This window comes from Lachnoanaerobaculum sanguinis (genome assembly GCF_033242365.1).
Taxonomy (GTDB): Bacteria; Bacillota; Clostridia; order Lachnospirales; family Lachnospiraceae; genus Lachnoanaerobaculum; species Lachnoanaerobaculum sanguinis.
In genome coordinates, this window is the sequence record NZ_BTHK01000012.1 from 1 (window position 1) to 26,778 (window position 26,778).

Genomic DNA, 26,778 nt, shown 5'->3' on the forward strand with positions numbered 1-26,778 from the left:
TAGTTACATTATAACATGTAACGGAGAAAGATGGTTATCGTTAGCCATCTTTTTTTATGTAAAAACTTAAGGAGGAGTGACTCATTTTAAGTAACTCCTCCCTCTTTTATGACTGCCATTTCCCGACAGCCCCCTAAATTTTATTTTACCATCCCTCTACCAATCAATACTACCACGATTCAAGTTATCATTTCTTTCTTTATTCTAACTTTATTGACTTTATCATTTCAAAAGCCGCTCTTTTCCACTCATCCATATCATCATACCTGCAATTAAATGCTCCCTGAATAATATATTTGTCTATACTGATTAAATATATTATGTTATAAGCGGCTTCATCAATTCCATAGCTTTTAAACTGTATTAAGCTTATACTGTTCCCGGCAACACTTTCAATTGTTTTATCTTCAAAAAAGACATATGCCGGATTCATGTTTTTTATCATTGTTTTTAACATGTTTATAGCGTAGCTCATATCCCTTTCGCCCGATGAAGTCACTAATAAATTAAATGAGAAATTTACGCTCCCATCAAGATTTGTATATATAACATCAGGCTTTTTCTCAGATATGTACTTAGTGTCTACAAATTCAGGTAACATAATTACAAATTCATTTGGCATCATTACAGACAACTTTTCTTCAAACAACAGTTCTTTATGAAATAATGTAAGTGAGTTTTGTATATATATCCCCTCTTCTATACTGCCGTATTCATCACGTCTTTTTATGTGCTTTGCACTTATTACCTCTTCATCAAAGTATTCCATGCCTATAGCCTCCCTTATCTTTTTAACACTGTTATCTCATCATTTGATTCAATAGAAATCATCTGTGCCTCTATTTTTATTTTTCCTTTTGCATTTATATGAAGTTTTTCGATACTTCCAAAGTTTGTTAATGCCGACGAAAGGCTTAACATACTTGACCCTCCACATTTAACAGAAGTTTCATCCACTGACATTTCCTTTTTATCCTCTGTGATAAGCCCCCTATCGCTCTTTTTAATATGATCAATTATATCAGAGGCAATGACAATCTTACTTTCTTCACTGTCTCCAAAATATAACTGCACTCTGCTGTTTACTTCAGGCATACAATACATGACATTTCCTGTAATCGGAATCCATACAACCGGAAAAGCACTTTCAGAACAGTCAATATCACTTTTGACATAGATATGTTCTTCTTTCACATCTACAACTTTCCCACCGATTACAAGCCCTGTAATATTCTCATTAAATTTTGGTATTGATTTTATATATTGTTTATCACAAATTTTATATGTAAAAACCAAATACCCTTCTCGGGTTTCTATTTTTTTCTCTTTTATATAAAAGATTTTGCCCATAAACTCCGTCTTACTTCCAAGTTCATAGTCATTATAGTCTGATATTTTATAGTATCTATCCCCGACAGGCATACTATGGTCTACTTTTGATAAATCATTTTTTTCATAAATATCTATTTCAAACCCTGATTCATAATGATCCGGATGGAAATGTACCATATCTTCACTATATGGCATACCATAATAAAAAGCTGTTACTCCTGATTTATAATCAGCCACAAGCACTTCTCCAAAGTTACTTGCAATTCTCTTTATAAACTCCCAATCCGTTTCCTTATATTGTAAAAACAGCTTTCCAAACTTTTTAATTTCTGTATTATAAATCGCCCTCATTTCAACTTTTGAAGATATATTTTCGATAACGGACTTTATATTATCTTCCTTATTTTGAAACAGCCTGTCATTTCTTTCTTTATCAATCAACAAACTTTTGCTGAATGCTTCTATATGGCATACGCAGACACCTAAATCATTACTAAATCTAAAACTTTCGATTATTCCTTTGAACAAAACTTTGGTTTTATTATCAGCTGTGTCAGTATACTCTATGCCTATATCGGAGCCTTTTATCTCATTTTTTATGTTTTTAATTTGATTAGTAAAACTATAACTGATATTAACCTTCAATTTTACGCATGCATGACTACATGGCTTTACTGTAAAATATAAATCAGCTACACTTTCTACTTCCAATAAACTATGTACTTTTACATTTCCTAAGCCAATCATTTTAAAATGCTCCTTTACAAGTATTTTTACTACTCAATCTCCAAAGCCTGTAGGCAAATTCCTTTCATGCCTCGTTTTAATAGGCTTTCCACAAAATCAAGCCTTGCCACAGTAGACATGCCGTCAACACTTGGTATCTTAAATAAAGCTGTATCCGGTATGTTTTTCCCTATAAGTATTCCCTTATCTATATATCGTCCACGCCTGAATGTAGTTCTATCCGACAGACAATCTATTCTTTTAAGAATCGGGATGATATACTCATATGCTTCATCGCTGCTTTCTCCCATTAAAAGAACCCTTTTTATTACTATTGCCGGCTCATAAAGCTTAAATATCCTGTACGCTTCATCAGACAACATAAATATTCCCTGATCCATTATATCCGGATATTTAGTATGCTCGTCAAAGGAGTCCCTTATATTCACCAAAGATATCCCCGCTTGCTTATAACTTTCTCCTTCTTCAAGATATTCTTCTTTTATGCTCTTTCTCACATCAATCATTAAAGGTAAAGGCTCATAACTTTCGTCAGTACCTATAAGAAAATATCTTTCACTCATACAATATTTCCACTAAAAAAGTGTTCTCCCCTCTCCATATAAAGGCCATATACTATATTAAAATCATTTAAGGCAGCTCCATCTTTCTTATTAATATGTTCAACAAAGCACTCTATTAGTTCCCTCCATATCAGCCTTCCGGTCATCAAATATCTAAGGCTATATTGATACTTTATATCCTTTTTTTGAAAATCTGTAACTTTTTCAATTTCCATATGATTAAGCATATATTTATCTATTGTAGCAAAGTCCTCTGTTATATACCTTTTCATTAAAGGAAGTTCCCTGTATATACTTTTATCGAGATTGCTCAAGTATAGATCCTTACCATATACCCCCAGTCTATATTCATATGATTGTGTAACAAAGCTGCTGTAGAGCGGCGAAATCACAATATATTTAGAATTTTTTTCTCCCAAAAGTTCCTCCAAGTCCTTAAAAACACATTGTTTATAATCATCTTTTTTCAGATGAAACTCTTTTAAAAACTCTTCACTTCTTTCAATAAATAACTGATTTTGTATACTTTCAATGTCCATTATCACATTACCCCATAAAAATATAGTGTTTAAATTGCCTTATCAAGAAGTCATATTTAAACATTGCTTACTATTATTTTAAATAAACTCTATATTCTAAAGTTTTTGCTTTACTTCTTTATCCATATTTATATGTCTTTAAGATAATTCTCAAATAATATCCCAAGTGATAAAGTACCTGACTCTGTTATAATATTAATCTTTCCATTTCCATAATCATATATTATTTTTGTTGGTTGTTCCGTCCCATCATATCCTATCGTATCTAATGCTCCCATATTAGATACCCCTTCAACCTTTTCATGACTTAAATATTCCCACAATTCATTTATGTTTTTCACATCAGCAAATTCTGCTATTCTTTCAGTTTCAGTTATTTTCTTGTATTCTTCTTCAGCATAATTCCATAACCTTATATGTTTCATATTATCATTAAAGTTATTTATTCTTTCCTGTGTGTATTCTCCTTCTATAAAACGATAACTTCCAAATTTATCCGTTTTCCCGGCAATATATTCTTCCTCCTCTGTATCTATACTTTTCATATCATTTTCATCTTCTATTATAAATACTTCGCCTTTATGATTTGTAAACTCTAATTTTCCACACACAAATTCTGAAAGTCCATATCTCAAAAAACCTTCACTTCTAAAATTATAAGCCTTTTGTTCTCTATCAAATTTTACTTGTTCAATATATGCTTTTAATTTCTGTACTCCCAATATCAAAATACCTGCAAGAATAAAAAATAAATATATAAATATTATATTTCTTAATTTTCTTTTAACTTCTGCATCCATATATCATCTACCTCAAAGAGTTATTTTTAAACAATTCCATTATTCCAATAACATCTTTTTCTGTCAAAATCTTCTCTTCTCCATTTCCATAATCATATACAATCTTTGTCGGCTGATTGGTTCCGTCATAACCAATTATGTCCAGCTTACCCATATTTGATATACCATCAGGAACCTCTGTGATCATATATTCATATAAATCATCTATATTTTTCACTTCATTAAATTCTTCCATTTTCTCATTCTCGGTTATCGTTACATATTTTTTTTCTGAATAATCCCATAACCTAATATGATGCATATTATCATTAAAATTATTTATTCTTTCCTGTGTGTACTCTCCTTCTATAAAACGATAGCTGCCAAATTTATCAGTTTCCCCGGCAATATATTCTTCCTCCTCTACATATATACTTTTCATATCATTTTCATCTTCTATTATAAATACCTCACCTTTATGATTTGTAAACTCTAATTTTGCATACACAAATTCTGAAAGCCTATATCTCAAAAAACCTTCACTTCTAAAATTATAAGCCTTTTGTTCTCTATCAAATTTTACTTGTTCAATATATGCTTTTAATTTCTGTACTCCCAATATCAAAATACCTGCAAGAATAAAAAATAAATATATAAAAATTATATTCCTTAATTTTCTTTTAACTTCTGCATCCATATATCATCTACCTCAAAGAGTTATCTTTAAACAATTCCATTATTCCAATAGCATCGTTTTCTGCCAAAATCTTCTCTTCTCCATTTCCATAATCATATATAATTTTTGTGGGCTGATTTGTTCTATCATACCCTACCACATTTAATTCATTGATATAATCAATACCTACTTGATTTTTTTTCTTCATATAGCTAAACATTTCTTCAATACTTTCTATTTCAGCAAATTCTTCCATTCTTTCATTTTCAGCTATAGATTTATATTTTTTTTCTTCGTAGTTCCAAAGTTTAATATGTTTCATATTTTCATTAAAATTTTTAATTTTTTTCATAGTTAAATAACTGGAAAAATAATCAATACTATATATATGACCTTTACCTAGTATTTTGTATGATGAATCATTCACTATTCTATGTTCATCTTTTGTAAGGTGTCCTGAATTTCTCGCTTTTTGTCCGCTAACAGATGGGTGAGTTTTCTCGTAATCATTCCAAATACTTTCATTATGCTCAAGTAAACTACTAACTCTAAGAGAGAATGTAAAATATAATGATAAGTAATCCTCCATCCTTAACATAAATAAACTTTCATCTACCGAATCTAAGTATAACTCTTTGCTTTTTTTAGATTCATTATTAGCTCTGATGGAATCAAGCCCTCCACCTACCAATCCTGAAGTTGTACATATAAAACCTAGAGGGATTGCAAATGGAGCGGAAGCCACTGCCGGTATCAACAATAGATAAGCTATTGCTGTTGTTCCACATGAAAGTGCCGCAGCTCCCTTCGATGTTTCTCCTCCAATACTCTCTGATAGTATTTCTGAAAAAGCCTTATTACTACTGAAAATATCTCCAGATCCTCTTGAAAATACATAAACCGTCTGTAATGAAATATTTATACCTTTTCTTGTTGTTTCCCCTGAGAATGCTCCTGAATGAACATAATCAAGCTCTCCATCATAATATTTTAATGTATATACTATAAAGTTGATATCCTCTTTAACTTCGAGTTTTTCTATCAAGTACTCATGAGATGCCCTATTATAAAGATTCCCAGCTAATAATATTGTATCTAACAATTTAACATTTAAAAACTGTCTTCTTATTCTTCTTTGCTCTTCTTCATTTTGCGGTAGCTCTTCTGATGCCATTTTTATATTCAAAACAAATTCTTTTATTTTTTGGCATATATCATTAAGTTTCTCCCATGAGCATCTTGATGATGTATATAGCTTATTGGTAAAACTACAAAATTTAGCATATGTTGTTACCCACCCGGATACATAAATAAAATTATCAAGAAGTGTATGTTGATAGAGCGGTAAAGCAGATATATCTTTATTAGCCATTGTAGTTATATATCCACAACAAATAATCTTTTTTATTATATTTACATCTTCACATACACATAAATATATTCCCAACTTAATCAGGGCATCTATCTCATTCTCTTTCATCTGATGAATATTTCTTAGCAACAGCTTTTTTACAATTAATTCATCCACAGTGCCGTCATCATTTAAAAATTTAGGATATTTATTATAGGACTTACTTAGTGTATATTCCTGCCCTGATGTTACAGGTGATATTATTCCTCCATGTTTGCATGGCAAATATGAGTTTGTATCTAAGGCATACTTACCGTTTATGGTGACACTCTTTCTAACATTTCTCCATTCTCCAAGCTTAAAACGGCAAATATGTTTGCTTACAAGCGGTTCATCATTCCATTTTGAACATGCAACAAATCCGTCAAACTTTTTATCATCTGTATTTGCAAGTGCTCCGGTTTCACTGCTGTCGGTATAGACACCATGATCAGCACTATTCAGTGTAGAATAATCACTTCCGCGACTACAACAAAGTATTGCACCGTTAACAAGGAATTCTGTGCTTTCATCATTATGTTCTTTCCAATACTGCAACATTTTATCTTTGATCTTTTTCTCTTCTGCATCTGTAAGCTCCCTTATAGATGCCCCAAAAGCGCCTTTTTTCTTACCTAATACTTCATATATCCATTCAGCCTGATTCTTTTCTGCCATATACACCCCCTATGCAATATAGCTAATTAGTATTTTACCCCAGGTACACTTTGCTTCCCTGATGGGTTATCCCGTCATTCATTTCTATCTGAGTTCCGTTTTGCGTTATTTGTACTGATGTCGGCGATATTAAACTTATACCTGCATTACTGCTTTCTATCAACACTTCAGTTTTTGCAGCTATTGATATCATCCCGCTACTTTTTATACTTATTCCTTTATCATCTTTAAGTTCTATACTTGAACCGTTATTATCTGTAATAAGTACACTTTCAGGACTTAATCTGATTTCCTTTCCCTCTTTATTCTTAAAAAATTTGATTTCAGGATTGTCACGACCGCCTGCACTGCCTACATGAAAAGCATTTTGTACATATACATTTTGTTCATTTGCATCAGGAAATTTCACTATTACCCTATCTCCGACTTCAGGCATACAATACCAACTCCCTCCTTCAGGTGAAGAATATACTGTAGCGTAGTTTAGGAACGCCTTATCATCAGAATCGTTTTCATCATCATCTATACTCACTCTTACAAGTTCATTTTCGACTTGACACACCTTTGCAAATAATGCCGCACCTATAAGTTTTTCATTCTGATACGCCTTAGTCTTTACATCACTTTCTTTCATTAATATGTACTCATTAATCACTTCTCTATGTTCCAGTCTGCTGACTCTTGCTACAACAGCCTGTGTTTCGCCAAAAAATGTTAATCTTTCCCCTATTTCATAATGTTCTCTTACAGCAACCTTATAATATGCCTTGTCTGAATTAAGTAAAGACTCATCACCACTGTCAACTCCAAGCTCATAATATTCCGATCTCAACAGCTTTTCCTGTCTACATGGAAGTCCCACAAAAAACTTAACGCCCTCTACACTATAGTCAGGGTATATCACTGTATTAGCAGAAAATGCCAACCTTTTCAGATACTCCCAATCAGTTTCTTTATACTGGCACATAAACCCCTGAGTTTTCTTATCATCACCTGAAGTCATTATAAATGCGCTGTTATTATAACCTTCTATGATAATATCAATAATATCTCTGTAGCTAACTCCTGCATTTTGAAATGTTCTTATATGCTCTTTTCCATCCATAAGTACACTTTGTGTCATCAAGCCCAGAGTCATATAGTGAACATCTCCGTTACTTTTTATATTACAGGAAGTGATAATTCCACAAAACAGCACTATACTATTACCCTCATATGTTTTAGCAATTATTTGTGTCACCTTTCCTCCGGATGATAAATATTCTTCTTTTTTATCCCCTCTTATAGTACCTCCAATAAATGCCTTCCCATGTTTATTGGGCTTAAGCTCTGAATAAAATTCCTGTATATCAATAAAATCAAAACCGTATATTTCTAAAAGTTCCGCCCTCATAACACACCTCCATGTATTTATCTTTTATTCCATTAAATAACAAGATAGTTTCTAATCTCTGTTAAAAACTTTCAATATAATCAGAGATTATCTTTATATTTTCTTTTTCAATGTCATTTAAATCGCTCTCTTTAAAACTTTCATTTTCCTCATACCAGCTTTTTCTTATAAAATAATTATATTCCGGACTGTTTTTAGTATACATCTTCCCATGTCTGGCATATATCTCTTCACGAGCCATACATGCCGCCAACTTGGAAAGTTTTTTCAGCTTTTCTAAATTTGATTTGCTGCTGATAATATCCGTATCACTTCCCGTAAAAATCTCATCATTATCATCTGTACTTATATACATACTGATTCTATTACCTCTTGAATCATAGCCATATTTTTTCAAAAATTCTTCATACTCAGGTAGTGAACTATATTCCGGATCAAAAAACACCTTCATTTCATTTCCCAAATCATAGTATGCCAAATCATTAAGCCATTGAGAAACTTTAGATATTCTCCATTTATTGTCCTCACACAGTTCCAAATACACCTCACCGTCACTGATTTCCGGCATATCCTCAGCCAATATTACCTTTTTTACAAATTGAATTTGAACACATATACTCTTTTTACTTCTACTCTTTACACTAAACTCACCATCTGTATAAATTTTATAGTATAAGCAGCTACTTAAACTGCTCCTTGATGTTCTTGACTGTGTACATCTCCCTCTATAAAACCTTATATCATACATTTCACACAGATAATCATAAGCGGCATCTTTAATATAATCTCTGTGGTATATATACAACTTTTCATCATCATCCTCATTTTTAAAATAGTAATCATTATATCCGTCAGACTCTCTGCAAGATATCTCATCACCAATCTTTTCTCCTGAATCCATAAAATCGGCAATCTCTTTAATAATCTCTATAACTCTTTCATCCGTCATTTCAGGATTGTTATCTTTATTTTCAATGGCAACGGTTTTGACATTGAATAACAGAAGTAATATAAAACTTATGCTAATTGCACTTAATAATTTATGTTTCATACTCTTTTCTCCTAAAACTCTTCCAAATGTGACTTTATAATCTCTAAATTATGCCTCTCAATATCACTTAAATCATCCTCACTGAATTCTTTATTCTCTTTATACCAGCTCAATCCATTGAAATAATTATATTCTATAGAATATTTCGGATACATCTTACCATGCCTGGCATATATCTCTTCATAAGCAATATGGGTTGCAAGTTTAGAAAGATGTTCCAATATATAACTGTCATCTAAATTCTCCAACACATCAAAACTGCTGCTCGCCAAGATCGCGTCCTTTAAAGAATATCTTAACATCTGCATAGATATTCTATTTCCATTTTTGTCATACCCATAATCCCTAATAAAAGTATCATAATCCTCTTTTACATTATTTTGACTGTCAAAAAATTCTTCTATATATTCTTCCAATTCATAAAACACTAAATCATCATACCATTGAGAGATCTTAGAAATTCTCCATTTATTGTCATCACACAAAGTGAGAAATATCTGACCCTTATCTGTATCCGGCATCCCGTCTCCAAGACTGCTGTCTTTATAAAAAAAAGCTTCAATACATATTTCATTATTTCTTCTCGACAGAATGTTGTAATCTTCTTCAGCTTCCAATTTATACCTGATGGTTCCACCGTCAAATCCTGTTTTTGCCTTTCCCATGCCGGAATTAAACCTTGTAATTTTATACATTGCAGTCAAATAATTATAAGCACTATCTTTTATATAATTTCTATGATAGATTTCTAATTTATCTTCATCTTCTTTGTTCTTAAAATAGGCAAAGTTTTCCCCGTTAATACCTTCGACAGCTTCACCCGTTTCTATACCTGTATCCATAAAAGATACTATTTCTTTTACAAGCTTTATTGCATCTTCATCTGAAAGATTTTCTACACCATAATTATTATCAATGAATTTTTCTGTTTTTGAATATTTATTTATCCCGCATCCATAAACAAAACACATCAGCAAGAGTATTATTGTGAATATATGTATTTTTTTATCTATCACTTTCCCCTCCTCTCAATAACGGTCTATCCGGAGCTACACCATAATCAGTTCCTCCGTTACTACAAAATCCATCAAAGTATTTATGTCCCTTCGTAGTATAATAAATATGTGTTTTTTTCACAGATACTCTATCATTAGAATTTCCTTCAACCGTATATACAGTTTTATCTGCACTATTATAAGCTATAACAATTCCTGTATGCCCCGTCCCATCTAATTCGCCTTTTTTATTTCTATTTAAATGTATAAATAAATCTCCCTTTTTAGGTTCATAACCACTATCTACATTATGATATTTTTGGGCTTCTTCATATAAACTTTTTCCGGTTTGACAAGATTCAAATTTCGGAACCGGTTTTCCTGCATCTCCTGCAATACCTCTATTATTTAATATTCCTGCCTCATTAGCACACCACGAAACATATATTGCACACCATGGCACGCCATTATCACCATACCATTTTCCATATCTGTTTATATTATCCCCTTCTATTACTTCTACTATCTCTCCATTTTTATTTCTTTTCTTTTTCTTTACTTGATTCTCAACAAACCCGGTATTTTCAACTCTTTCATTAAGTGCAATATTTATAAAATCATCTATCTTTCTACTCAACTCATCCTCTGCTGAGTTAGAATTATTGCTGCAAACCCCATTTTCATCAATATCATAAACCTTCCCGTCTTTCCCTTGTATTTTTTCAGACTTTGCCATATGACCGTCTTCATATAAATAGTACCATTTATCACCTATCTGTTTCCAACCTGTTCTCATAGCTCCGTCTGTATGGAAATAGTACCACTTGCCATCTATCTGTTTCCAGTCTGTTCTCATAGCTCCGTCTGTATGGAAATAGTACCACTTGCCACCTATCTGTTTCCAATCTGTTCTCATGGCTCCGTCTGTATGCAAGTAATACCATTTTCCGGATACCTGTTTCCAGCCTGTTTGCATAACTCCGGTAGACTCAAAGTAATACCACTTGCCGTCTATCTGCTTCCAGCCTGTTACAAGTTTTCCATTTTCTTTGTACATCCAGCCCATCTCGGTTTTAACCCATCCGTTACTCTCTGCCTTCTTTATATTACTTGATAAACTATTTCCATTCCTAGCAGTTGCTTTTGATACTGTACGCACTCCTGTTGTATCATGATACAGCACATAATTTATATCTTTTATTCCCATAGCCTTTTCTCCTGATTTATTTAACTCTGTTTTAATCAGGTTTCCTGCTACTGTAGGAATAGAGCCTTGTCCCATTTTCAAAAAATCCATTTCTACTCTTTGTTCCAAATTTCCATTTACTAAAACTCGGGATGGAATCGAGCCTAATGCGTTTTTTGCCATTTTTTCCATGTTGAATTTTCTGTTACCGGCTCTTTTATTTGGTGTTTTATTCTCTATTTCCTTAGCATTAAATGACACCTTTTTTCCGCTCATATCTACACGGTTATTTATTTTTACAGATGATCCCATATGCCACCTCCCAATATCTCAAATACAAATATATGTACAAAGAAGTATTACCTATATTACTCTAATACTACATCTTCAATTTCTTACTCCACTTCATCATAACCGGATGTTTTAGCTTCCTCTCCTTTTTCTTCCCATCCATAATGATTTCCTGCATAATCAATATACATGAATTTTCCCATTCCGATTTCTAAAATAACTCCATCTTTCAGCTCTATAGAAGTATATACAGCCGTTTCGTTTAATCTTACAAATCCCATACACTCTTCTCCTAACAGTGTACCCTTAAGTACTCTCATATCAAAAGCTATTACAGCATGTCTATTATCTCTTATATCATCATCGCCAAGGATTTGTATAGTCATAGTATCGTTTCTACCTATATAGTTTTTCCCTTCGATTATGTTATACGAACACCCCTGTCTGACTCCCTCTATACAAACCAGCCATGCACAAATAGGAAACTCTTCTTCAAGTGAAAGTCTTTTCAAAAATCTCTTATCTTTGTACTTTTCCTCGAAAGTAGGCTTTTCCATTTTTAAAGTTCTATATTTTCTATTCTTTAATAGCAAATCTTCTTTGGTCCCTATTTCTTTATATTTCCATTTATTCAACAGTTCTTCATGTTTTGATAAAAATTCTTTATATAAAAATTTGCTGTTTCCAATCTCTAAAATGTTTTTATCTTCCAATACATATTTATCATATTGAGGTTTATCCTTAATGTATACAATCCCGTCCGCTCTTGCAGGTAACAGCATTCCCTTATTTTCATTCTCATCAAAGTATATAAGGGTATGTTTTTTCTTTATCTTCTCATCCCCAAGTATCTGTATTTCATTATCTCTGTCAGTACCTATAAAGTTTTCTCCGAAGCTTATTACATAACTCTTCCCTCTTCTTGCACCCTCTATACATACAAGCCATGCACATACCGGTCTCTCTTCCTTTAGAGAAAGCCCACATTCTTTCCTTAAACTTACATAAACTTTTTCAGGAGTGTCCATATCAAAGCCGCAGTGTGGGCATATTGTTCCATACCTTGTTTTTGAAAACCTGTGTCCGTAAGGGCAGTCCATTATGTTTGACATCTTCTCCTCCTAATTGCTGCTAATCTACCAAGATCTTCTTTGGGCTAAATCCTGTAGTCCTATGCCCTTCCGGATCTCTTGCACTGCTTAATATATCCAAAAGTCCCGTATAAATTTCTTTATTGCTTAGATGAGTTCCTTTGAACTTCCCTTCCTTAAATGCTATATAGTTTTCTATAATATTTCTGTCTATTCCTTCCATACTGTTTAATATCATATAGCAAAAGGTTCTGTCAGTTTCTTCACATTTTTTTGTATTAAGGTATTCTTTAGCATATGCTTTTAATACATCTATATTAAATGACTTCTCACCATAACCTGCATAATCTGCATTCATAAGATGTATAGTATCATACTCGGATCTCATGTCAGCAAAGTCAAGATAAGTATCCCTTAATATAAACCCCGACTTAAGCAAAAAGTCACAAAGTAAAATCTCTCCATCACTACTTTCTTCCTCTTCAGACAGAAAAGCCTCTATTTCACTTATTATAAAGTCTTTATCCCTTACCTCTTTACACTTTAACTTTAAATACTCCCTTTGCTCGGTATTGGTGTATGCTACTTTTATTTCTTTATGTATCTGATATACCTCACCTTTCAGTTTTACAAGTCCCTTTCCGATGATAATATATTTATTCTCATGGTCTGAGCTTAATCTTAGGCCTCTTATTACTCCATCTGTATATCCGTCATAAAGAATTGAGAGCAGATCCCTTGGGTAGTCTCTTAGTATTTCAAGTGCTTCTTTTTTTAAGATCCTTCCGGTCTCAAACAAAGGGTATCTATTTTCCATCAGCATCTCCTTTACGTATTTAGTGCTCTCCATCAAAGAAATCACAAATCCATTCGTCGGTTTCAAACTTATACTCCTGCCCCTCTCCTGCATATAAAATATCTTTCAACCTATATACCGGTACTATCTGAAATCCCCATTTTTTATAGTCTACAAAGGCAAATATCTTAAGTTCTCCATTTTGTATATCATCCGTATCTTCCTGCTTAATATATCCGCTATATCTTCCGGCAAGCTCCATTCTGTCAGTCTCTCTTGCTTCATCTTTTTTGAAATGGAAAAGATACTCGAATCGTACATTTTCAGAAGCGTCATACAAATACATTCTAAGCAATATATCTTCAAGACTTCTAAGTAAACTTCCTGTCATCTTATTGCTTTCAAAACCGTCAATAAGGACCTCTTGTCTGCCTGAGTATGACAATGCTTTTATTTTATAAGGAATCAATGCCTCCTCATCTCTTATATCAAATCCCGCATATCCGGTTCTTTTATCATAAAGATACCTCATAAGTCCGTCCACACAGGCAAGTTTTAACTCTTCCTTTTTAACACTGCCTCCACTTTGCATCATATTACCGGGTACAAATTCTTTCAGTGCATCCCTAAACAAACCAATCTTGCAGGACTGTCCTGTAAGTCTGATCATGTCAAAGTTGTAAAGTTCTCCGTTTGTATACAATCTTTCCATAAATGCTTTCATAACCGCATATATTTCACCGGCAATAAGTTTTTCAACTTCATAACGGTTAAAATTTATCTTTGGCATTTCTTCCAATATATCAAGTTTATCTTCTTTAAATATAGAAAGCTTATAACGATCCGCCTCAAGCCTTAGAAGTCCCGACTTTATATTCTTATCCTCAGGTACCTCTATAACAATATCATTTCCCGAAAAAAGCCCTTGTTTTATTTCATCTGCAAGAGTAAATAAAAAGAAGTAATTATTTCTTACTCTGTAATACCCCTCCTTGCCATACGTTTCAAAATGTTTAAACGCAGTCGGTAAAATTTCTTCTACCCTCTCATAAGCTTTCTGCAAGCCCTCATAGAAGCTTTCCACACTTTCTTCATCAATATATCTGTAAGGATCACCCGGCAGCTCCTCAATCACTTCACTTCCAAGATCTTTCTCAAGTTCAAGAAGTTTGGATACAATTTTCAGTTTTAGAAGTTGCATTATTCTGTAGGTAATATTGTTTCCCCCAAAATCCGTATTACCGTTTTTGTAGCTGTTTTCCATGATATAGGTCTGTATATCACCCTTTGCATGTACCTTAAACTTACATGCACTAAGATCTGTGGTTCCTCCTCCACAGTCCATTATCAGTGCCTTATAGCTTTCACCGTCTTTTAAGCGATTTTTCTCCCTCATCTTACTTATAAAACTATAAAGTACTGCTGTGCTCTCATCTAAAGTCACCTTTATTTCTAACGAAAGCATTTCTGACAGAATACCAAGCATTTGCTCATACACATGCTTTTGCTTTACGGGTACTGTAATATACACCTCTTTTATACGGCATTTAAAACTGTCTCTTGTAATATCCAGTACATGCCTTAAATATGCTCCTATAATCTCTATTCTTTGTACGTATTTATACCTTCCTTTTGAGTCTGTGAGTTCTTCCTTCCTCTCAAAATCTCCTACCCATCTTTTAATATCATAAAAGACTGAAAAACCTTTATCCGTATAGCTTAGATTGGCATACCACAAGGCTTTTCTTCCAAAAGCGTACTCTATACAATTCTCTTTAATCTCTGTTACAGCAACTACTGTCGGAATCATCATTTCCATAAAGTTTTCTCCACCGACAGATTCGAAAAAAACAGTATGACAGATGGTATTCTCCTTTATGCCTCTTTGCTTCGCCGTGTTTATCTGCCTGTAATAGCTGCTGTCAGCATACATAGCAACAGTTGTATTGGTAGAACCTAAATCCAGAGCTATCGGCATGTGTAAATCTATAAGTGGAAGTACTTCAAAGTCCATTATAGGAAGTTTATAGGCTTTATATTTTAGAAGTGACGCATTTACTTCTTTATCTCCTATATATGTATGATATATAAACTCTGAAGCATCCCTTTCCATAAGATAAAGGCTGTAATCCTTTCTTTCAGTAACAATGCATGAAAGATCAGCCTCTTTTACCAAATATAAAGAATCCTTTTTATCTCCCATTGATACAACATTAAATACGGCACACACCTTTTTATCCCCGCTTACAATCAGGGCATTTGTATTTAAGAATTTATCTTTGTACTCAATTTTATAATCATCTAAAAAGTTTAACGCAGCACCTTCATAAATACTGATTTTCCCGGATATTCGAAGTTCTTCTTTCTCAGGCTCTCTTATACTGAACTTATCAAGGATTTGCTCTATACGCTCTCTTCCACCCGGAATCTCTTTTCTTATCAATTCATCTTCAAAGCTTTGGCAATATGAAAGAATCATCTCTATAAGCTCTTCATTTGTCAGGTTCTTATCAAGTCCCTTTACTATATGTTCCCTACGGCAAACTTCCCTCAGTCTGTATTCACTCATTAACTCAAGCTCGCTTCTTGTATATGTCGCCGCCTGCTCTTCTTTAGTTATATTCCTGTTAAGCTTATAGCCCATAGTATTCCTACCGTCCTATACATTTATTTTTTAATAGACTAATATATTGCTGTCTCTCCGATTCTCATGCTTTCATCCACTCCTATAATTCCGAAGTGATGTTTCCAAAAGATTTCTGTTTCATAAGATATCGGCAAAAAAAGTTTTTTCAGCATTTCCATCCTCTCCATATCTTCTTTTGTCTTATCAACCCCTGTAAATATAGTAAATTTCCTCAAATTTTCAGAGTGGTTGTAAAGGTTTGCTTTAGGATAAAGTTCTCTCAGTGCCTTTCTAAAAATTGTGATGTAATCTTTACATTTGTATAAATCAAGCAGACAAAAAACAATTCTTTTAGACTTTTCAAAGCCAAGAGAAAACAGGGTCTTTCTTATACTTTTTAGAAACTTTCCCTCTTCTATCTCTTTTAATATATACATTGCCCTAAGCTCCTTTTTATCCGTTCCGCTCCTAAGATCCCATACTGCTATATAATGCATTATTACATCTAAGAATATTTCTCTTACCTTTTCATATCCCTTTACATCCGGAAGGAATACTTCCCCAAGTTCATTGGCAAAACGATATATCGGATTTACCTCCACAATACTGTTTTCAATCATATCGGCATTCAGGAAGTCAAATGTGCTTTCAGTATACGGACTTGGATTCTCACTGTTTATAAATCTGAGATCTTCTAAGTTATATCCGCTTTTTTGTGCTTTCAATGCAATTTCCCATATGCAGTTCATACGTTGCTCCTGCTAATTAATATCTTTTTCATATTATCTGACATAGGCTTTTCCCCTCTTATCTATCACTATTATAGACTGTAACTGTTTTCTAAAACTCCTATACAGATATATTCATCGAAGCTTATCTGTAGTTGCGAAACGGCATATCTTACCATTGCTTCACAAAGGTTGCTGTCACCGGTTCTTAAAAACCTTAAAACAAGTCCGGGACACTCATCTTTTATCAAGAATTCTCTACTTGAAAAGTTGTTCATATCAGGAAGTATTATACTTTCATCTAAAATTTCTCTTCTTACCGGTACCCTTTCGCAGGATTTAAGTGATACATAATCTTCAATATCAAGTTCATCAATAATCCTTTCTATTTCTGCCTCAGTATGTATTTCTTCTCCATTTTTATTTAAAAGTCGTCCAAGCATTCCCTCTTTTCTTTTGTTGCTTATTAATCCAATCGGCAGTTCTTCCTTTGTATATCTTATATCAAAGATATTATAGCCTTCTAAATCGGAATAGCTTTCTTCATAGGATTTTACTATAATCTTTTCTTCTTCATGTCTTATTCCTACCATACCTTCCGTCTTTAGTACCAGCCTTAAGATAATCTCCTTATTACTTTGCTTAACCATTTCACGTTCATAGTATAATCCGTCTTTACTTGGGCTTAAAAATGTGCTGCTCTTAAATACATTTTTTTCTATGTTCCATATAGGATAAAGTTCTTCTTTTATCATATCAGCATATTTCCCATATACTACTTCAACATCTATTGCACTTTCGGGAATCTCTGAAAGGTCTATATCAAAAAAACGATCCAAGTATACAGTATTAACGGTATTCCATCTAATTCCGTTATAAGAAAATGTTTCATAAAGTTTGCCTAATTCTTTTCTGTACCGAAGAGCTTTTTTCGGTTGTACTAAAATTGTGTGTTTTTCACCGTTATTTGTAAAACTTAATCTTATATTTTCTTGTAAAAAAGCCTTGCACATACTGTCGGTTGCGTCAAGATAAATAGTTTTTATGGATTTTTTGTCCTCCTTGTAATCTCTTTTAATATCGGATCCTTTATCCTCTATTACATCTAAATCGGATATAGGAAAAAACATCCTTAAAAATTTATTTTCATTTTTTGAAAGTAAAAGTATCGCAATTTCATAGCTTTCCTCTTGGTTTTCAAGCTCCTCGTAAACCTTATTGTGCAAAGCCTTATATCTTTCTTCAAATACTTCACTCATCTTATATAGGCCTTCGTATAAAACACTTTTTGCAAGAGCATATTCATCTTTATCTTTCATCTCGGAAAGTCTGTCCTTAACGTATTTTTTTACGTCAAATTCATCTAAATATCCCATACCCTTATAAACTCCTCCAATATCAGTTTGACGAAGACTCCGACTCGCTTGTTTGCTGTACTGTGGATTCATTAGTTGCTGTAGAAGATACTGCTTCTTTCTGCTTTATTTCGTCAATCCTTTTTTGTACATCATTAAGCTTTTTATCCATCTGTATTGTATTTATCTCATCATTAAGCTTTACATAAAGTCTTCTTGCATACTCATAATTTTCTCTGGCTGTTTCAAAATCACCCCTTAAAAAGGCTTCATCTCCTGTAATCGCATAGCCGCTTGCAGCATTTTTTTCCTCTTCACTTTCACTGATTTTCTTATCTGCTGTAGAGATTTTCTCCTCTATTTCAGCAAGTCCGGCACTTTCACCTGATTTTTCCAACAAATCTTTTGCCGTATTGTAGTTTGCCCTTGCAGACAAAAAATCACCTTTGCTTAATGCCTCATCTCCCGCACTTAACATATCATTTGCCGATTGAAAGTTTTTTGACTGTTTGTCCGCTTCAGCCTGTTTTCCTTCCTGATCTTTTGCAATAGCTTGATCTACTGCTAAGAGTTTGGCCTCCGCCTTTAACTTTCCCTCTTCATAACCTATCTTTCTTGACTCATTTTTTGCGTCATTGTATCGTTCTCTTGCCCTTTCGTATATTTCAGAGTCAAAAAGTATATCTCCATTATCCAGACTTAGATTTACACTTTCATATCCTGATATAAAATCAAGTTTTCCTTTTACATAAGAAAGTCCGGCATTGTCTGCATATGGAATTTCATCCAATACCAGTTCATACAGGGATTTTGCTTCACTATAACTTTTCCCATCATATTTTTCATCTGCCTCAAGTATCCCCTCTATAACTTGTTCATAGTGATAAAGCAAGTCTTTCATTTCCTTATCTCTTAGGCTTTCCGCCTTCTTTATAGACTCTTCACATTCTGTATCCGCTTTTTTATAATTTTCCATTTCAATAAATTTAAGCATCTTATCATAATGTGTATCCATATCTTCTTTTAACTCTTTTCTATATCGAGTATAAAAATATATAGCAATAACTGTAGCTAATATTAAAACTACAGCAACAATCGAACCGATTAAAATAAGCCTTCTTCTTTTTTTCTTCTTCGTGTCCGACTCAATAAATACTTTATCAATATAAATCCCTGCAATTGTATAATTGTCAATATATTTTCTGTTTTTATCGAGTAGAGCGGTTTCCACTTCTCCAAGACATTCGCTCGGATCTTTTCCACTGTTTTCAAAAATCTTATCAATTTCTCCCTCGGACACATTCTCCCAAATGCCCTTTGTATAGAGAATTAAAATATCTGTATCAAAAAGTTTTATTTTTCCTGATATTACGGGAGAAAAATCCTTCTGGCCCAAGTATGAATATAAATTGCTTCTTTGTTCATGTCTTGATAAGGCATCTTCACTAAGCAGTTCATTTGACACCATCTCACTGCTTAAAGATGTATCAGTACTTTTATAAAAAACTTTATTATTTCTATATAATCTTATTCTTGTATTTCCGGCATATGCTAAACGCAAATTCTCATAATCAGTTACTGCAACTACTATTGATGCCTTTAGTCTCATGTACTTTTCAGACTTTAACAGTACTTCATTTGCATATTTTAGATACTTATTTATACTTGCCTTTGACATTGACGGTTTTTCCTGAAATTTTAAAATTACACTTTCCACCGCTTCCTTTGCAGACTCGGTATCTGCTATATCCTCAATACCGTCTGCCAATACATAGCAGGCAAAATTATCAAGCTCCGCATAAGCAAAATAATCACTGTTTTTAAGTGCACTGCCCTCTTCTGAAATAAAGTTTGTATTAAATCTGCTGTTTTGCTTACGCATTTTCTCCTCCTACATTCCAATAATTATCAGTCCCAGATTAGCCGTTTCTTTATTTTTACCTTTTATAACTTCTATAATCTCTCTTGCTTTTTCTTTACATGAGTTCTTTTTTACAAGAACTTCTTCCATTTCCCTAACTGAAATACTGTTTTGCACACTTTCAGTTAGCATTACAAGCATATCTTTTTTCTTTAATCTTATATCATTCCTACTTACAAGAGGAGGCATATAATCATCTCTTCCTACAAAATTGTATGCCCTGTTTATATCGGAAATTCTAAGTGCCGCCTCTTTACTTAAAATCCCTTTACTTACTTTTTCTTTTATAAGCTCCTCCATAATCTGCCCCTTACTAAGGAGTATAAGTTCTTTTCCTCTAAAAATATAAATATTCATATGCCCGACTATGGCGTATTTCAATGTATTTCCATTTAGTACAATACATCCTGCATAAGCCTTCCCCATATCCGGTATATTTAGTACATTTGTATTAGCCAGTTTAAATACCTTTTCAAAGAAGCTGTCCGGACTTTGTGTACTGTCATATTGGTCATATAATTTAGTAAAAGTTCTTACCGTAGTCAGTGCCGCAACTTTTCCTGCATAATCTCTTCCTTCCCCTGCTGTAAGAACCGCCATCATGCCGCCATTTAATCTTTTAATACCATATGCATTTGTCTGAATCTGTCTTTTTCCTATATCAAGTACAGCTTCTACATCAAATATACCGTTTTTCCCTTTTTTTACTTGTATAGATATCCTTAGAATTAAAATTCCAAAAGCAATTATTATGCAAATTACATTTGCCCATAAAGCAATTTCCATATTATTTACCTCATAATTATTTTTACCATGAAAACTGCTTACCACATAAGGCAATATATAAAAACTCACTCTCCCCCATGGTAATTACATCATATGTTTCCAAAACCTGAGGTGTATACACAGCCTTACCATTTAGGTATGTAATTCCTCCTCCTTCTGTACAAATCAAGGTGCCTTCCATATCTCTTTCATCAAATGATAAAATTGCATGATTCTCCTGTTTTATTGCATTATCACCTATAATTTGAATATCCATAGCATCTGTTCTTCCAATATAGTTTTTCCCAAATACTACTCTATAATCCTTTCCATACCTCGGTCCTTTAATGCATACCAACCATGCACACACCGGCTTGGTTTTTATTCTAATCAAGCTTTCTTCAAGTTCAGCATCATCAAAAGATTCCTCAAGCTCTCTTCTTTCAGTCATATCCATATTACAGTATGGGCATATATTCCCATATCTTCTCTTTGAAAACATATGACCGTTTTTGCATCGTATTAAATTCCCCATAGCTCTTACCTTATCTGTAATTTATTCAGTCCAATAAAAATATAGTCATTTTTTACAAGTCTACTTTGTCCATCTCGTATGTTATAAAGTTTATCTTCTAAAAACCCTTTTATCTGTGTTCCGTTTTTACTCTGCATGTCTTCTATATACCAGAGCCCCTCCACATAGTTAAGTACTGCATGAATATCACTTACTGTTCCACCAAAAGCAGTATCGCATAGGTCTATATCTATATCTTCCTCGCTGTTTTTCTTTCCTATTACAACCGAATTTTTCCCTAATATACTCCAACTTCTTATAACTGTATTTTCCTCACTTAAGAGTACAAGTTCTGATAGAAATGTATCTTGTATCTTTTCTCTTTTTAAAGAAAAATCCTTTATCAGAAAATAGATCAAAGAACCTGAAACTAAAAAAGAAAACATATAAAATATATATCCACCATTCCATGCCCTTCCAAAGATCCCTGTAATTATGGCGCACAATATGGCCATAGTTATACCTAAAATATCAATTAAACATTTTTTATTCATATATCTCTCCCCTACTTTTATTCAAGTAGGGGGTGATTTATTCTCCCTACTCGTCAGCATGGCGGTACTTGTCGCAAGGCGATAATTCCCTGACGCCAACACTATAAAAAACAAGGCTGCATGACAAGTCATACAGCCTACATTTCTAACGGCTGATTATCTGTTATTCGGCTGCATAACCGCCTTCCACTACCAGACCTGCCATTTTATCTTTTTTCTGTTTTATTACAAGAGTAAAGTTTCCAACACCTTCCTCATCTCCATGCCTCTCTGTATAAGCAACTACAAATGCATTAGGAAATACATATTTTCTTTTTGTAATTCCTGCTACAATCTGCTCTACAGTAACCTTTCTGTAGCAATCTTTGCTCTGTGCAGGAACCATTGACCAAAGTGCCATGTTTTTTGTAGAATCAAAAGGATCTCCATCTACCGCAGTCAGAATCTTTCCTGTGATTTCCATGGTAGCACCGGCATCATTGGTACGTGCATTTGAATCAATCGGAATATCAGTAGATAAAAACACACTGTTTACGCATTCCTTTGCCAGTTCAAAACTTTCATTACCCTCAATTTTTACTTTATATGCCATGCTTAAACCCTCCTATTCCTTATTCTCCGGCATATCCGCCTTCTACAGTCACTTTCGCATTATTATCCTTCTTTTGACGGATATGAATGTAAAACTCTCCTGTTCCGTTCACATCATCTGCCCTCTCAGAATACTCTACAACAAAAGCATTTGGAATGACATACTTCCTTACAACAGCTCCTGCTGAAACTACTGTAACCTCCGCCACTCTGTAACAATCTGCATTTTCAGATGGTATTTGAGACCATTTTGCAAGCTTTAATACATCATCACTATCAGCTCCGACATTGTACAAAACTCGTCCCCAAACTTTGACTCCTAAGCCGTAATCTGTCGCCTTTGCATTAGAATCCTTTGGCGACTCAGACAAAAACTCTGCATTTACGATACTTCTCTCGTCAAAGTCCGCTACTTCTGAACCGGTTACTCTGAATCTAATTCCCATTGTGCTACCTCCTATAAAAGTATTATTATAGTAAAACCTCTTAAAATATTATAAAAATATTTTTCGACTAACAAAGTTGCAGGTATATTACTTTATGTAATTTATTCTCCTGCACGGTTTAACGGTACTTCAAGTCTCTTTATTGCATTACCGAAGCTTATTTCTATTGTGCATACACCTGCTGTTTCATCCGCTTCATAGGTAATATCATCACCTGCACCAAGTATAGCATTAATATTTGACCTCTTTGAAAGCCAAACACTCTTTTGACTTGAAGGATTATTAGAGAAAAACTTACCTATATTCTCTGATTTGAAGTCACCTGTTGCATGTCTTAAAATTCTTTCAATATAATTTGCTGTCTGTGTCTTATAAATCGGCTCATAGCTTCCACCTGACAGTTTTAAATTTCTTGCTTTGTAAACCATTATATGGCTGATATTTTCTCCATCCAAAACCGCATTCTCAGAAGAAAATACAAATCCGAATCCTCTTTTGTTAATATCATCTTTAACACTATTAGTAAACCCGGTTATCTCTTTAGACATTGTAGTATGCACCTTAAGTGAATTGTTCTTAGCCTCAATATCAAATCTCACTCCCGGTAAATCAGTATCAACATCTTTTTTAAAGTACTCTTTTAAATACTCCGGAGACTGATAACTTGCCACAAATCCGGCCGCCACATAAGCTGCACCTATATATACTCCATCTATCCAGAGTTTCATAATATCTTCTTTTGCCTTAGAAAGTTCTGCTGCCTCGTTTTCATTGATTATCATCTTGCTTTCAAGCTTTACCCCCGACTTATCCTTTGGAATAATGGTAAAGTTAGGCACACATGGAATCAAATATTCTGAATAAGGCTTTCCGCTAAGACCTGAACATCTGTCATCAAAAAATCCTACACCGGTCATTGCCATACTGTTAAAAGTTGTCTTATCTCCGGTTTCATATGAATAAAAACACTGTACACCATAGTCCTTTAGTGCATCCGCAATCCTTGCCAATGACTCAACGCTTATATTCTCTGATTTTATACTGTCTTTATTACCTTTAAATCTCTCTCTGGTTACATTCATCTTTGATTTTTCATCTAAAGATACACCTGCAACAATTGCATACCATACAGTATTACTGTAATCATTTTTTTCATTCACTGTATTCAGATATGCACAAAGTTTTGGTACATTTAAGCTGTTTGCCATCACTTCATTTTTTACATTTGCAATAAGCAGTGTCGGTTTCATACCTTTTACCTGCTTTGGATACTGCTCAAAAAATGCCCATACACCTAAAATTTTTTCAACTAAAGGTTTTACAACTTTTATAAAATCACCCTTTGCATTCTTATAAAATTCAAGATATGTATTATAGTTTGCCACTTCTTTTTTGACATCTATCTGACTTTGCATAGCTGAATTTAAAGGACAAAATGTTCTTACTACCAGTTGCTTTACATAGCTGTTACCCTCAGCATTAAGTGCATCATAATCCTCCTCAAGGGCTTCTATCAAGCCGGCATTTGAGTTATCATCTGCAAGAACAAGTCTGCTCTCTTCCACTTTCGGTGCTTCAATTACTGTAAGTTCTCCCTCGGAAGACATTGTTAGAAAGCCTAATGTTAATGCATCATTACTCTTTGACTCTTCTGATTCCCCCAACAAAAGTCTTGTTTTTATATCGGAAATTGCCAACGGAATCATAGCCATAAGGTTTTGATAATTTGCACTTGCCTCTTCAAACATTGAATTAAGCTTATCACCGAGATCAAGCTTATGAGGGTCTCCGTCTTCAAGCTTTGCATACTCTGCATATGTATACTGGAGTTCTTTTCTAACCTGCTTGATATCATCCATTACTTTTGACGGTGAAATCATCTCTGTAAGCTTTTCAAATTTAAAATCTGCATTTATAATTCCCTGACTTCTTTTTGTCTCCACCAAGGTCATAAGCATTTTCAAAAAATCATTATGTGCATTTAGATGAACTATGCTTAGCATATTCTCCGGAACACCTGCAGGTTTCTCTTTTGAATATACAATTTTCCCCGTTGATGCATTAAAAAAAGAGTATACTGTAGGGTCAAACTTTTCTAAAAACTCATCAAAATCTTTAACCAAAAGTGCTTCATTGATTTCCTTTACTTTATCATCACTTAAACTATCCAACCCTCTTACATCACCTACTAAAGTAAGTAAGTTAAGTTTCTCCGGATTAATCTCTTCAATCAATAAAGTACGATTCGTTTGCCTTATAATACTCTCTGCCATCCTTGCGTCTCCTTTAAAAAATATTAAGTTTTTTACTTGCACCTAATACTGCCTTCTTAAAAATGCACAAAAATACCCCTCATTTTCTCCTATAATATCACATCAAGTGCAAGACTTTACGTCCACATTTTCTAATATTTGCATTTTATATATTTTTCTTCACACTTTTTTTCGTGGTTTAATATTATCATATGAAAACGATATTTTCAATACTAATAATATAAAATTTATTTTCTGGAGTTGAAAATATCCTGACAAAGTCACAAAATCAAAACACCTTGTATTGTCGGTTGTATAATTAATGTTGGAGTTTGGTATTTGCCAATCTTAACATTTTTTATTACTATAAATAAAAAAACTCCAAGTCCCCAGTACATGGCAATTACACATGGAGGAGGTATTCATATGAACGACCCAGCTAAAATTTTAGACATTTATGATGCTTATTATATCTTTAAATTTGATTAAAAAAATATGACCTATATTTGAAAGGAGCCAAGGGTAGATAAATTACCTAAAATATATGGCTTTATAACTTCATCATATATATCCAACAGTACCGGTTCAGTTTCTATTATTCTGATATTTCCTTCACTATCTATATACTCCATATTTGCACCTGCATACAACATCATTCTGTATTTCTTCCAGCCATCTTCCATAAATTCCAATGCTTCTTTTTTTCTCATATCTTCCAGTTTTTTAGCTCTTTGCTTAAATAAGTGATTTCCATATATTAATAATGCTAAGGAAAATATTATGAAACATAAAATCCACCTAAACTTTAATCTACTCTTTATTCTAACCATAAGCTTCTCCTTATGACCAATCTTTGTACTTGTCATTAAACAATTCAAATAAACTAATCACACTCACTGATATTTCTTTACTCTCTCCATTACCATAATCATATATAAACTTTCCGGGTCGACCTGTTCTGTCATGTCCAACTATGTCAAGTTCATTTATATATATAACTCCTTCATCATTTTGCTTATTCATATATTCCCACAGTTCTTCAAAACTATTTATATCTTTAAACTCTTCCAATCCCTCATTCTCAGAAATAGTCATATATCTGCCCTCACGATTATTCCATATCTTTAAGTGCGACATATTATCATTGAAGTTTTGTATCAGTTCTAAAGTTTCTTCTCCCTCAGTTATCCGAAAAGAGCCGAGGTAAGGTGTCTTACCTAAAATATAAGGGTCTATAGCTTCATCAAATATATCTATAAGCACAGGTTCTGTTTCTATTACTTTGATATTTCCTTTACTATCGGTATACTCCATATTTGCACCTGCATACTGCATCATTCTGTATTTCTTCCAGCCATCATCCATAAATTCCAATGCTTCTTTTTTTCTCATATCTTCCAGTTTTTTAGCTCTTTCCCTAAATAAATGATTTCCATATATTAATAATGCTAGGGAAAATATTACGAAGCATAAAATCCACCTAAACTTTAACCCTCTCTTTATTCTAACCATAAGCTTC

24 protein-coding genes and 1 pseudogene are annotated in these 26,778 nt (G+C 33.4%); all 25 read right to left on the reverse strand.

Annotated elements, in window-relative coordinates:
* Window positions 1–199 precede the first annotated feature (199 nt).
* The gene (locus SBH76_RS08930; RefSeq protein ID WP_317977531.1) at window positions 200–769 is read right to left on the reverse strand and encodes a hypothetical protein; all 570 of its coding nucleotides are present in this window, start codon (window positions 767–769) and stop codon (window positions 200–202) included.
* 14 nt (window positions 770–783) lie between these two features.
* Window positions 784–2,079 (reverse strand): hypothetical protein, encoded by a 1,296-nt coding sequence (locus tag SBH76_RS08935; RefSeq protein WP_317977532.1) that lies wholly within the window; start codon window positions 2,077–2,079, stop codon window positions 784–786.
* Window positions 2,080–2,108: 29 nt separating this feature from the next.
* Window positions 2,109–2,642, reverse strand: a complete 534-nt coding sequence (locus SBH76_RS08940; protein WP_317977533.1) for a hypothetical protein — start codon at window positions 2,640–2,642, stop codon at window positions 2,109–2,111.
* Window positions 2,639–3,181 carry a hypothetical protein gene (locus SBH76_RS08945; protein WP_009661948.1) on the reverse strand — a complete coding sequence of 181 codons (543 nt, stop codon included), beginning with the start codon at window positions 3,179–3,181 and terminating at the stop codon, window positions 2,639–2,641. Before SBH76_RS08945 ends, SBH76_RS08940 begins: the two co-directional genes overlap by 4 nt.
* 128 nt (window positions 3,182–3,309) lie before the next feature.
* Complete coding sequence (locus SBH76_RS08950; protein WP_009661943.1) at window positions 3,310–3,981, reverse strand: hypothetical protein; 672 nt, start codon at window positions 3,979–3,981, stop codon at window positions 3,310–3,312.
* Window positions 3,982–3,988: 7 nt separating this feature from the next.
* Complete coding sequence (locus tag SBH76_RS08955; protein WP_317977534.1) at window positions 3,989–4,657, reverse strand: hypothetical protein; 669 nt, start codon at window positions 4,655–4,657, stop codon at window positions 3,989–3,991.
* A 7-nt stretch (window positions 4,658–4,664) separates the two neighbouring features.
* Entirely contained in the window at window positions 4,665–6,704 is a 2,040-nt protein-coding gene (locus SBH76_RS08960) for a DUF4280 domain-containing protein (RefSeq protein WP_009661945.1), read from the reverse strand.
* A gap of 34 nt (window positions 6,705–6,738) precedes the next feature.
* Complete coding sequence (locus tag SBH76_RS08965; protein ID WP_317977535.1) at window positions 6,739–8,097, reverse strand: phage baseplate assembly protein V; 1,359 nt, start codon at window positions 8,095–8,097, stop codon at window positions 6,739–6,741.
* A gap of 61 nt (window positions 8,098–8,158) precedes the next feature.
* A complete protein-coding gene (locus SBH76_RS08970) occupies window positions 8,159–9,148 on the reverse strand; it encodes a YARHG domain-containing protein (RefSeq protein WP_315086890.1) in 990 nt (329 codons plus the stop codon).
* 11 nt (window positions 9,149–9,159) lie between these two features.
* Window positions 9,160–10,164 carry a YARHG domain-containing protein gene (locus tag SBH76_RS08975; RefSeq protein WP_009661950.1) on the reverse strand — a complete coding sequence of 335 codons (1,005 nt, stop codon included), beginning with the start codon at window positions 10,162–10,164 and terminating at the stop codon, window positions 9,160–9,162.
* Window positions 10,154–11,641: a CHAP domain-containing protein gene (locus SBH76_RS08980; protein ID WP_317977536.1), complete on the reverse strand. Its 1,488-nt coding sequence runs from the start codon at window positions 11,639–11,641 to the stop codon at window positions 10,154–10,156. The genes SBH76_RS08975 and SBH76_RS08980 overlap by 11 nt, the downstream gene beginning before the upstream one ends.
* Window positions 11,642–11,724: 83 nt before the next feature.
* Window positions 11,725–12,732, reverse strand: a complete 1,008-nt coding sequence (locus tag SBH76_RS08985; RefSeq protein WP_317977537.1) for an FHA domain-containing protein — start codon at window positions 12,730–12,732, stop codon at window positions 11,725–11,727.
* A 19-nt stretch (window positions 12,733–12,751) separates the two neighbouring features.
* Entirely contained in the window at window positions 12,752–13,528 is a 777-nt protein-coding gene (locus SBH76_RS08990; RefSeq protein WP_317977538.1) for a hypothetical protein, read from the reverse strand.
* Window positions 13,529–13,547: 19 nt separating this feature from the next.
* Entirely contained in the window at window positions 13,548–16,151 is a 2,604-nt protein-coding gene (locus SBH76_RS08995; RefSeq protein ID WP_317977539.1) for an acetate and sugar kinases/Hsc70/actin family protein, read from the reverse strand.
* 38 nt (window positions 16,152–16,189) lie between these two features.
* A complete protein-coding gene (locus tag SBH76_RS09000; RefSeq protein WP_317977540.1) occupies window positions 16,190–16,882 on the reverse strand; it encodes a hypothetical protein in 693 nt (230 codons plus the stop codon).
* A 71-nt stretch (window positions 16,883–16,953) separates the two neighbouring features.
* Window positions 16,954–18,237 (reverse strand): hypothetical protein, encoded by a 1,284-nt coding sequence (locus SBH76_RS09005; RefSeq protein ID WP_317977541.1) that lies wholly within the window; start codon window positions 18,235–18,237, stop codon window positions 16,954–16,956.
* Between the two features lie 22 nt (window positions 18,238–18,259).
* Window positions 18,260–20,098, reverse strand: a complete 1,839-nt coding sequence (locus tag SBH76_RS09010; protein WP_317977542.1) for a serine/threonine protein phosphatase — start codon at window positions 20,096–20,098, stop codon at window positions 18,260–18,262.
* A gap of 9 nt (window positions 20,099–20,107) precedes the next feature.
* Window positions 20,108–20,923, reverse strand: coding sequence for a PP2C family protein-serine/threonine phosphatase (locus SBH76_RS09015; protein WP_317977543.1), 816 nt, complete (start codon window positions 20,921–20,923; stop codon window positions 20,108–20,110).
* A gap of 22 nt (window positions 20,924–20,945) precedes the next feature.
* Window positions 20,946–21,437 carry an FHA domain-containing protein gene (locus tag SBH76_RS09020; protein ID WP_007595587.1) on the reverse strand — a complete coding sequence of 164 codons (492 nt, stop codon included), beginning with the start codon at window positions 21,435–21,437 and terminating at the stop codon, window positions 20,946–20,948.
* A 5-nt stretch (window positions 21,438–21,442) separates the two neighbouring features.
* Entirely contained in the window at window positions 21,443–21,970 is a 528-nt protein-coding gene (locus SBH76_RS09025) for an FHA domain-containing protein (protein ID WP_007595586.1), read from the reverse strand.
* 163 nt (window positions 21,971–22,133) lie between these two features.
* On the reverse strand, window positions 22,134–22,562 hold the full coding sequence (locus tag SBH76_RS09030; protein ID WP_007595585.1) for a hypothetical protein: 429 nt from the start codon (window positions 22,560–22,562) through the stop codon (window positions 22,134–22,136).
* A gap of 19 nt (window positions 22,563–22,581) precedes the next feature.
* Window positions 22,582–23,007 (reverse strand): hypothetical protein, encoded by a 426-nt coding sequence (locus tag SBH76_RS09035; protein ID WP_007595584.1) that lies wholly within the window; start codon window positions 23,005–23,007, stop codon window positions 22,582–22,584.
* A gap of 101 nt (window positions 23,008–23,108) precedes the next feature.
* Window positions 23,109–25,280 carry a transcriptional regulator gene (locus tag SBH76_RS09040; protein WP_317977544.1) on the reverse strand — a complete coding sequence of 724 codons (2,172 nt, stop codon included), beginning with the start codon at window positions 25,278–25,280 and terminating at the stop codon, window positions 23,109–23,111.
* A gap of 482 nt (window positions 25,281–25,762) precedes the next feature.
* Window positions 25,763–26,089 (reverse strand): annotated as a pseudogene (locus tag SBH76_RS09045) (hypothetical protein); the annotation flags it as partial.
* Between the two features lie 10 nt (window positions 26,090–26,099).
* Window positions 26,100–26,771, reverse strand: coding sequence for a hypothetical protein (locus SBH76_RS09050; protein ID WP_317977545.1), 672 nt, complete (start codon window positions 26,769–26,771; stop codon window positions 26,100–26,102).
* Between the last annotated feature and the right edge of the window lie 7 nt (window positions 26,772–26,778).

Bases quoted from the DNA above. Each gene is read 5' to 3' on its own strand.
- SBH76_RS08930 (WP_317977531.1), bottom strand. From the start codon at position 769: ATGGAATACTTTGATGAAGAGGTAATAAGTGCAAAGCACATAAAAAGA.
- SBH76_RS08935 (WP_317977532.1), bottom strand. From the start codon at position 2,079: ATGATTGGCTTAGGAAATGTAAAAGTACATAGTTTATTGGAAGTAGAA.
- SBH76_RS08940 (WP_317977533.1), bottom strand. From the start codon at position 2,642: ATGAGTGAAAGATATTTTCTTATAGGTACTGACGAAAGTTATGAGCCT.
- SBH76_RS08945 (WP_009661948.1), bottom strand. From the start codon at position 3,181: ATGGACATTGAAAGTATACAAAATCAGTTATTTATTGAAAGAAGTGAA.
- SBH76_RS08950 (WP_009661943.1), bottom strand. From the start codon at position 3,981: ATGGATGCAGAAGTTAAAAGAAAATTAAGAAATATAATATTTATATAT.
- SBH76_RS08955 (WP_317977534.1), bottom strand. From the start codon at position 4,657: ATGGATGCAGAAGTTAAAAGAAAATTAAGGAATATAATTTTTATATAT.
- SBH76_RS08960 (WP_009661945.1), bottom strand. From the start codon at position 6,704: ATGGCAGAAAAGAATCAGGCTGAATGGATATATGAAGTATTAGGTAAG.
- SBH76_RS08965 (WP_317977535.1), bottom strand. From the start codon at position 8,097: ATGAGGGCGGAACTTTTAGAAATATACGGTTTTGATTTTATTGATATA.
- SBH76_RS08970 (WP_315086890.1), bottom strand. From the start codon at position 9,148: ATGAAACATAAATTATTAAGTGCAATTAGCATAAGTTTTATATTACTT.
- SBH76_RS08980 (WP_317977536.1), bottom strand. From the start codon at position 11,641: ATGGGATCATCTGTAAAAATAAATAACCGTGTAGATATGAGCGGAAAA.
- SBH76_RS08985 (WP_317977537.1), bottom strand. From the start codon at position 12,732: ATGTCAAACATAATGGACTGCCCTTACGGACACAGGTTTTCAAAAACA.
- SBH76_RS08990 (WP_317977538.1), bottom strand. From the start codon at position 13,528: ATGGAAAATAGATACCCTTTGTTTGAGACCGGAAGGATCTTAAAAAAA.
- SBH76_RS08995 (WP_317977539.1), bottom strand. From the start codon at position 16,151: ATGGGCTATAAGCTTAACAGGAATATAACTAAAGAAGAGCAGGCGGCG.
- SBH76_RS09000 (WP_317977540.1), bottom strand. From the start codon at position 16,882: ATGAACTGCATATGGGAAATTGCATTGAAAGCACAAAAAAGCGGATAT.
- SBH76_RS09005 (WP_317977541.1), bottom strand. From the start codon at position 18,237: ATGGGATATTTAGATGAATTTGACGTAAAAAAATACGTTAAGGACAGA.
- SBH76_RS09010 (WP_317977542.1), bottom strand. From the start codon at position 20,098: ATGCGTAAGCAAAACAGCAGATTTAATACAAACTTTATTTCAGAAGAG.
- SBH76_RS09015 (WP_317977543.1), bottom strand. From the start codon at position 20,923: ATGGAAATTGCTTTATGGGCAAATGTAATTTGCATAATAATTGCTTTT.
- SBH76_RS09020 (WP_007595587.1), bottom strand. From the start codon at position 21,437: ATGGGGAATTTAATACGATGCAAAAACGGTCATATGTTTTCAAAGAGA.
- SBH76_RS09025 (WP_007595586.1), bottom strand. From the start codon at position 21,970: ATGAATAAAAAATGTTTAATTGATATTTTAGGTATAACTATGGCCATA.
- SBH76_RS09030 (WP_007595585.1), bottom strand. From the start codon at position 22,562: ATGGCATATAAAGTAAAAATTGAGGGTAATGAAAGTTTTGAACTGGCA.
- SBH76_RS09035 (WP_007595584.1), bottom strand. From the start codon at position 23,007: ATGGGAATTAGATTCAGAGTAACCGGTTCAGAAGTAGCGGACTTTGAC.
- SBH76_RS09040 (WP_317977544.1), bottom strand. From the start codon at position 25,280: ATGGCAGAGAGTATTATAAGGCAAACGAATCGTACTTTATTGATTGAA.
- SBH76_RS09050 (WP_317977545.1), bottom strand. From the start codon at position 26,771: ATGGTTAGAATAAAGAGAGGGTTAAAGTTTAGGTGGATTTTATGCTTC.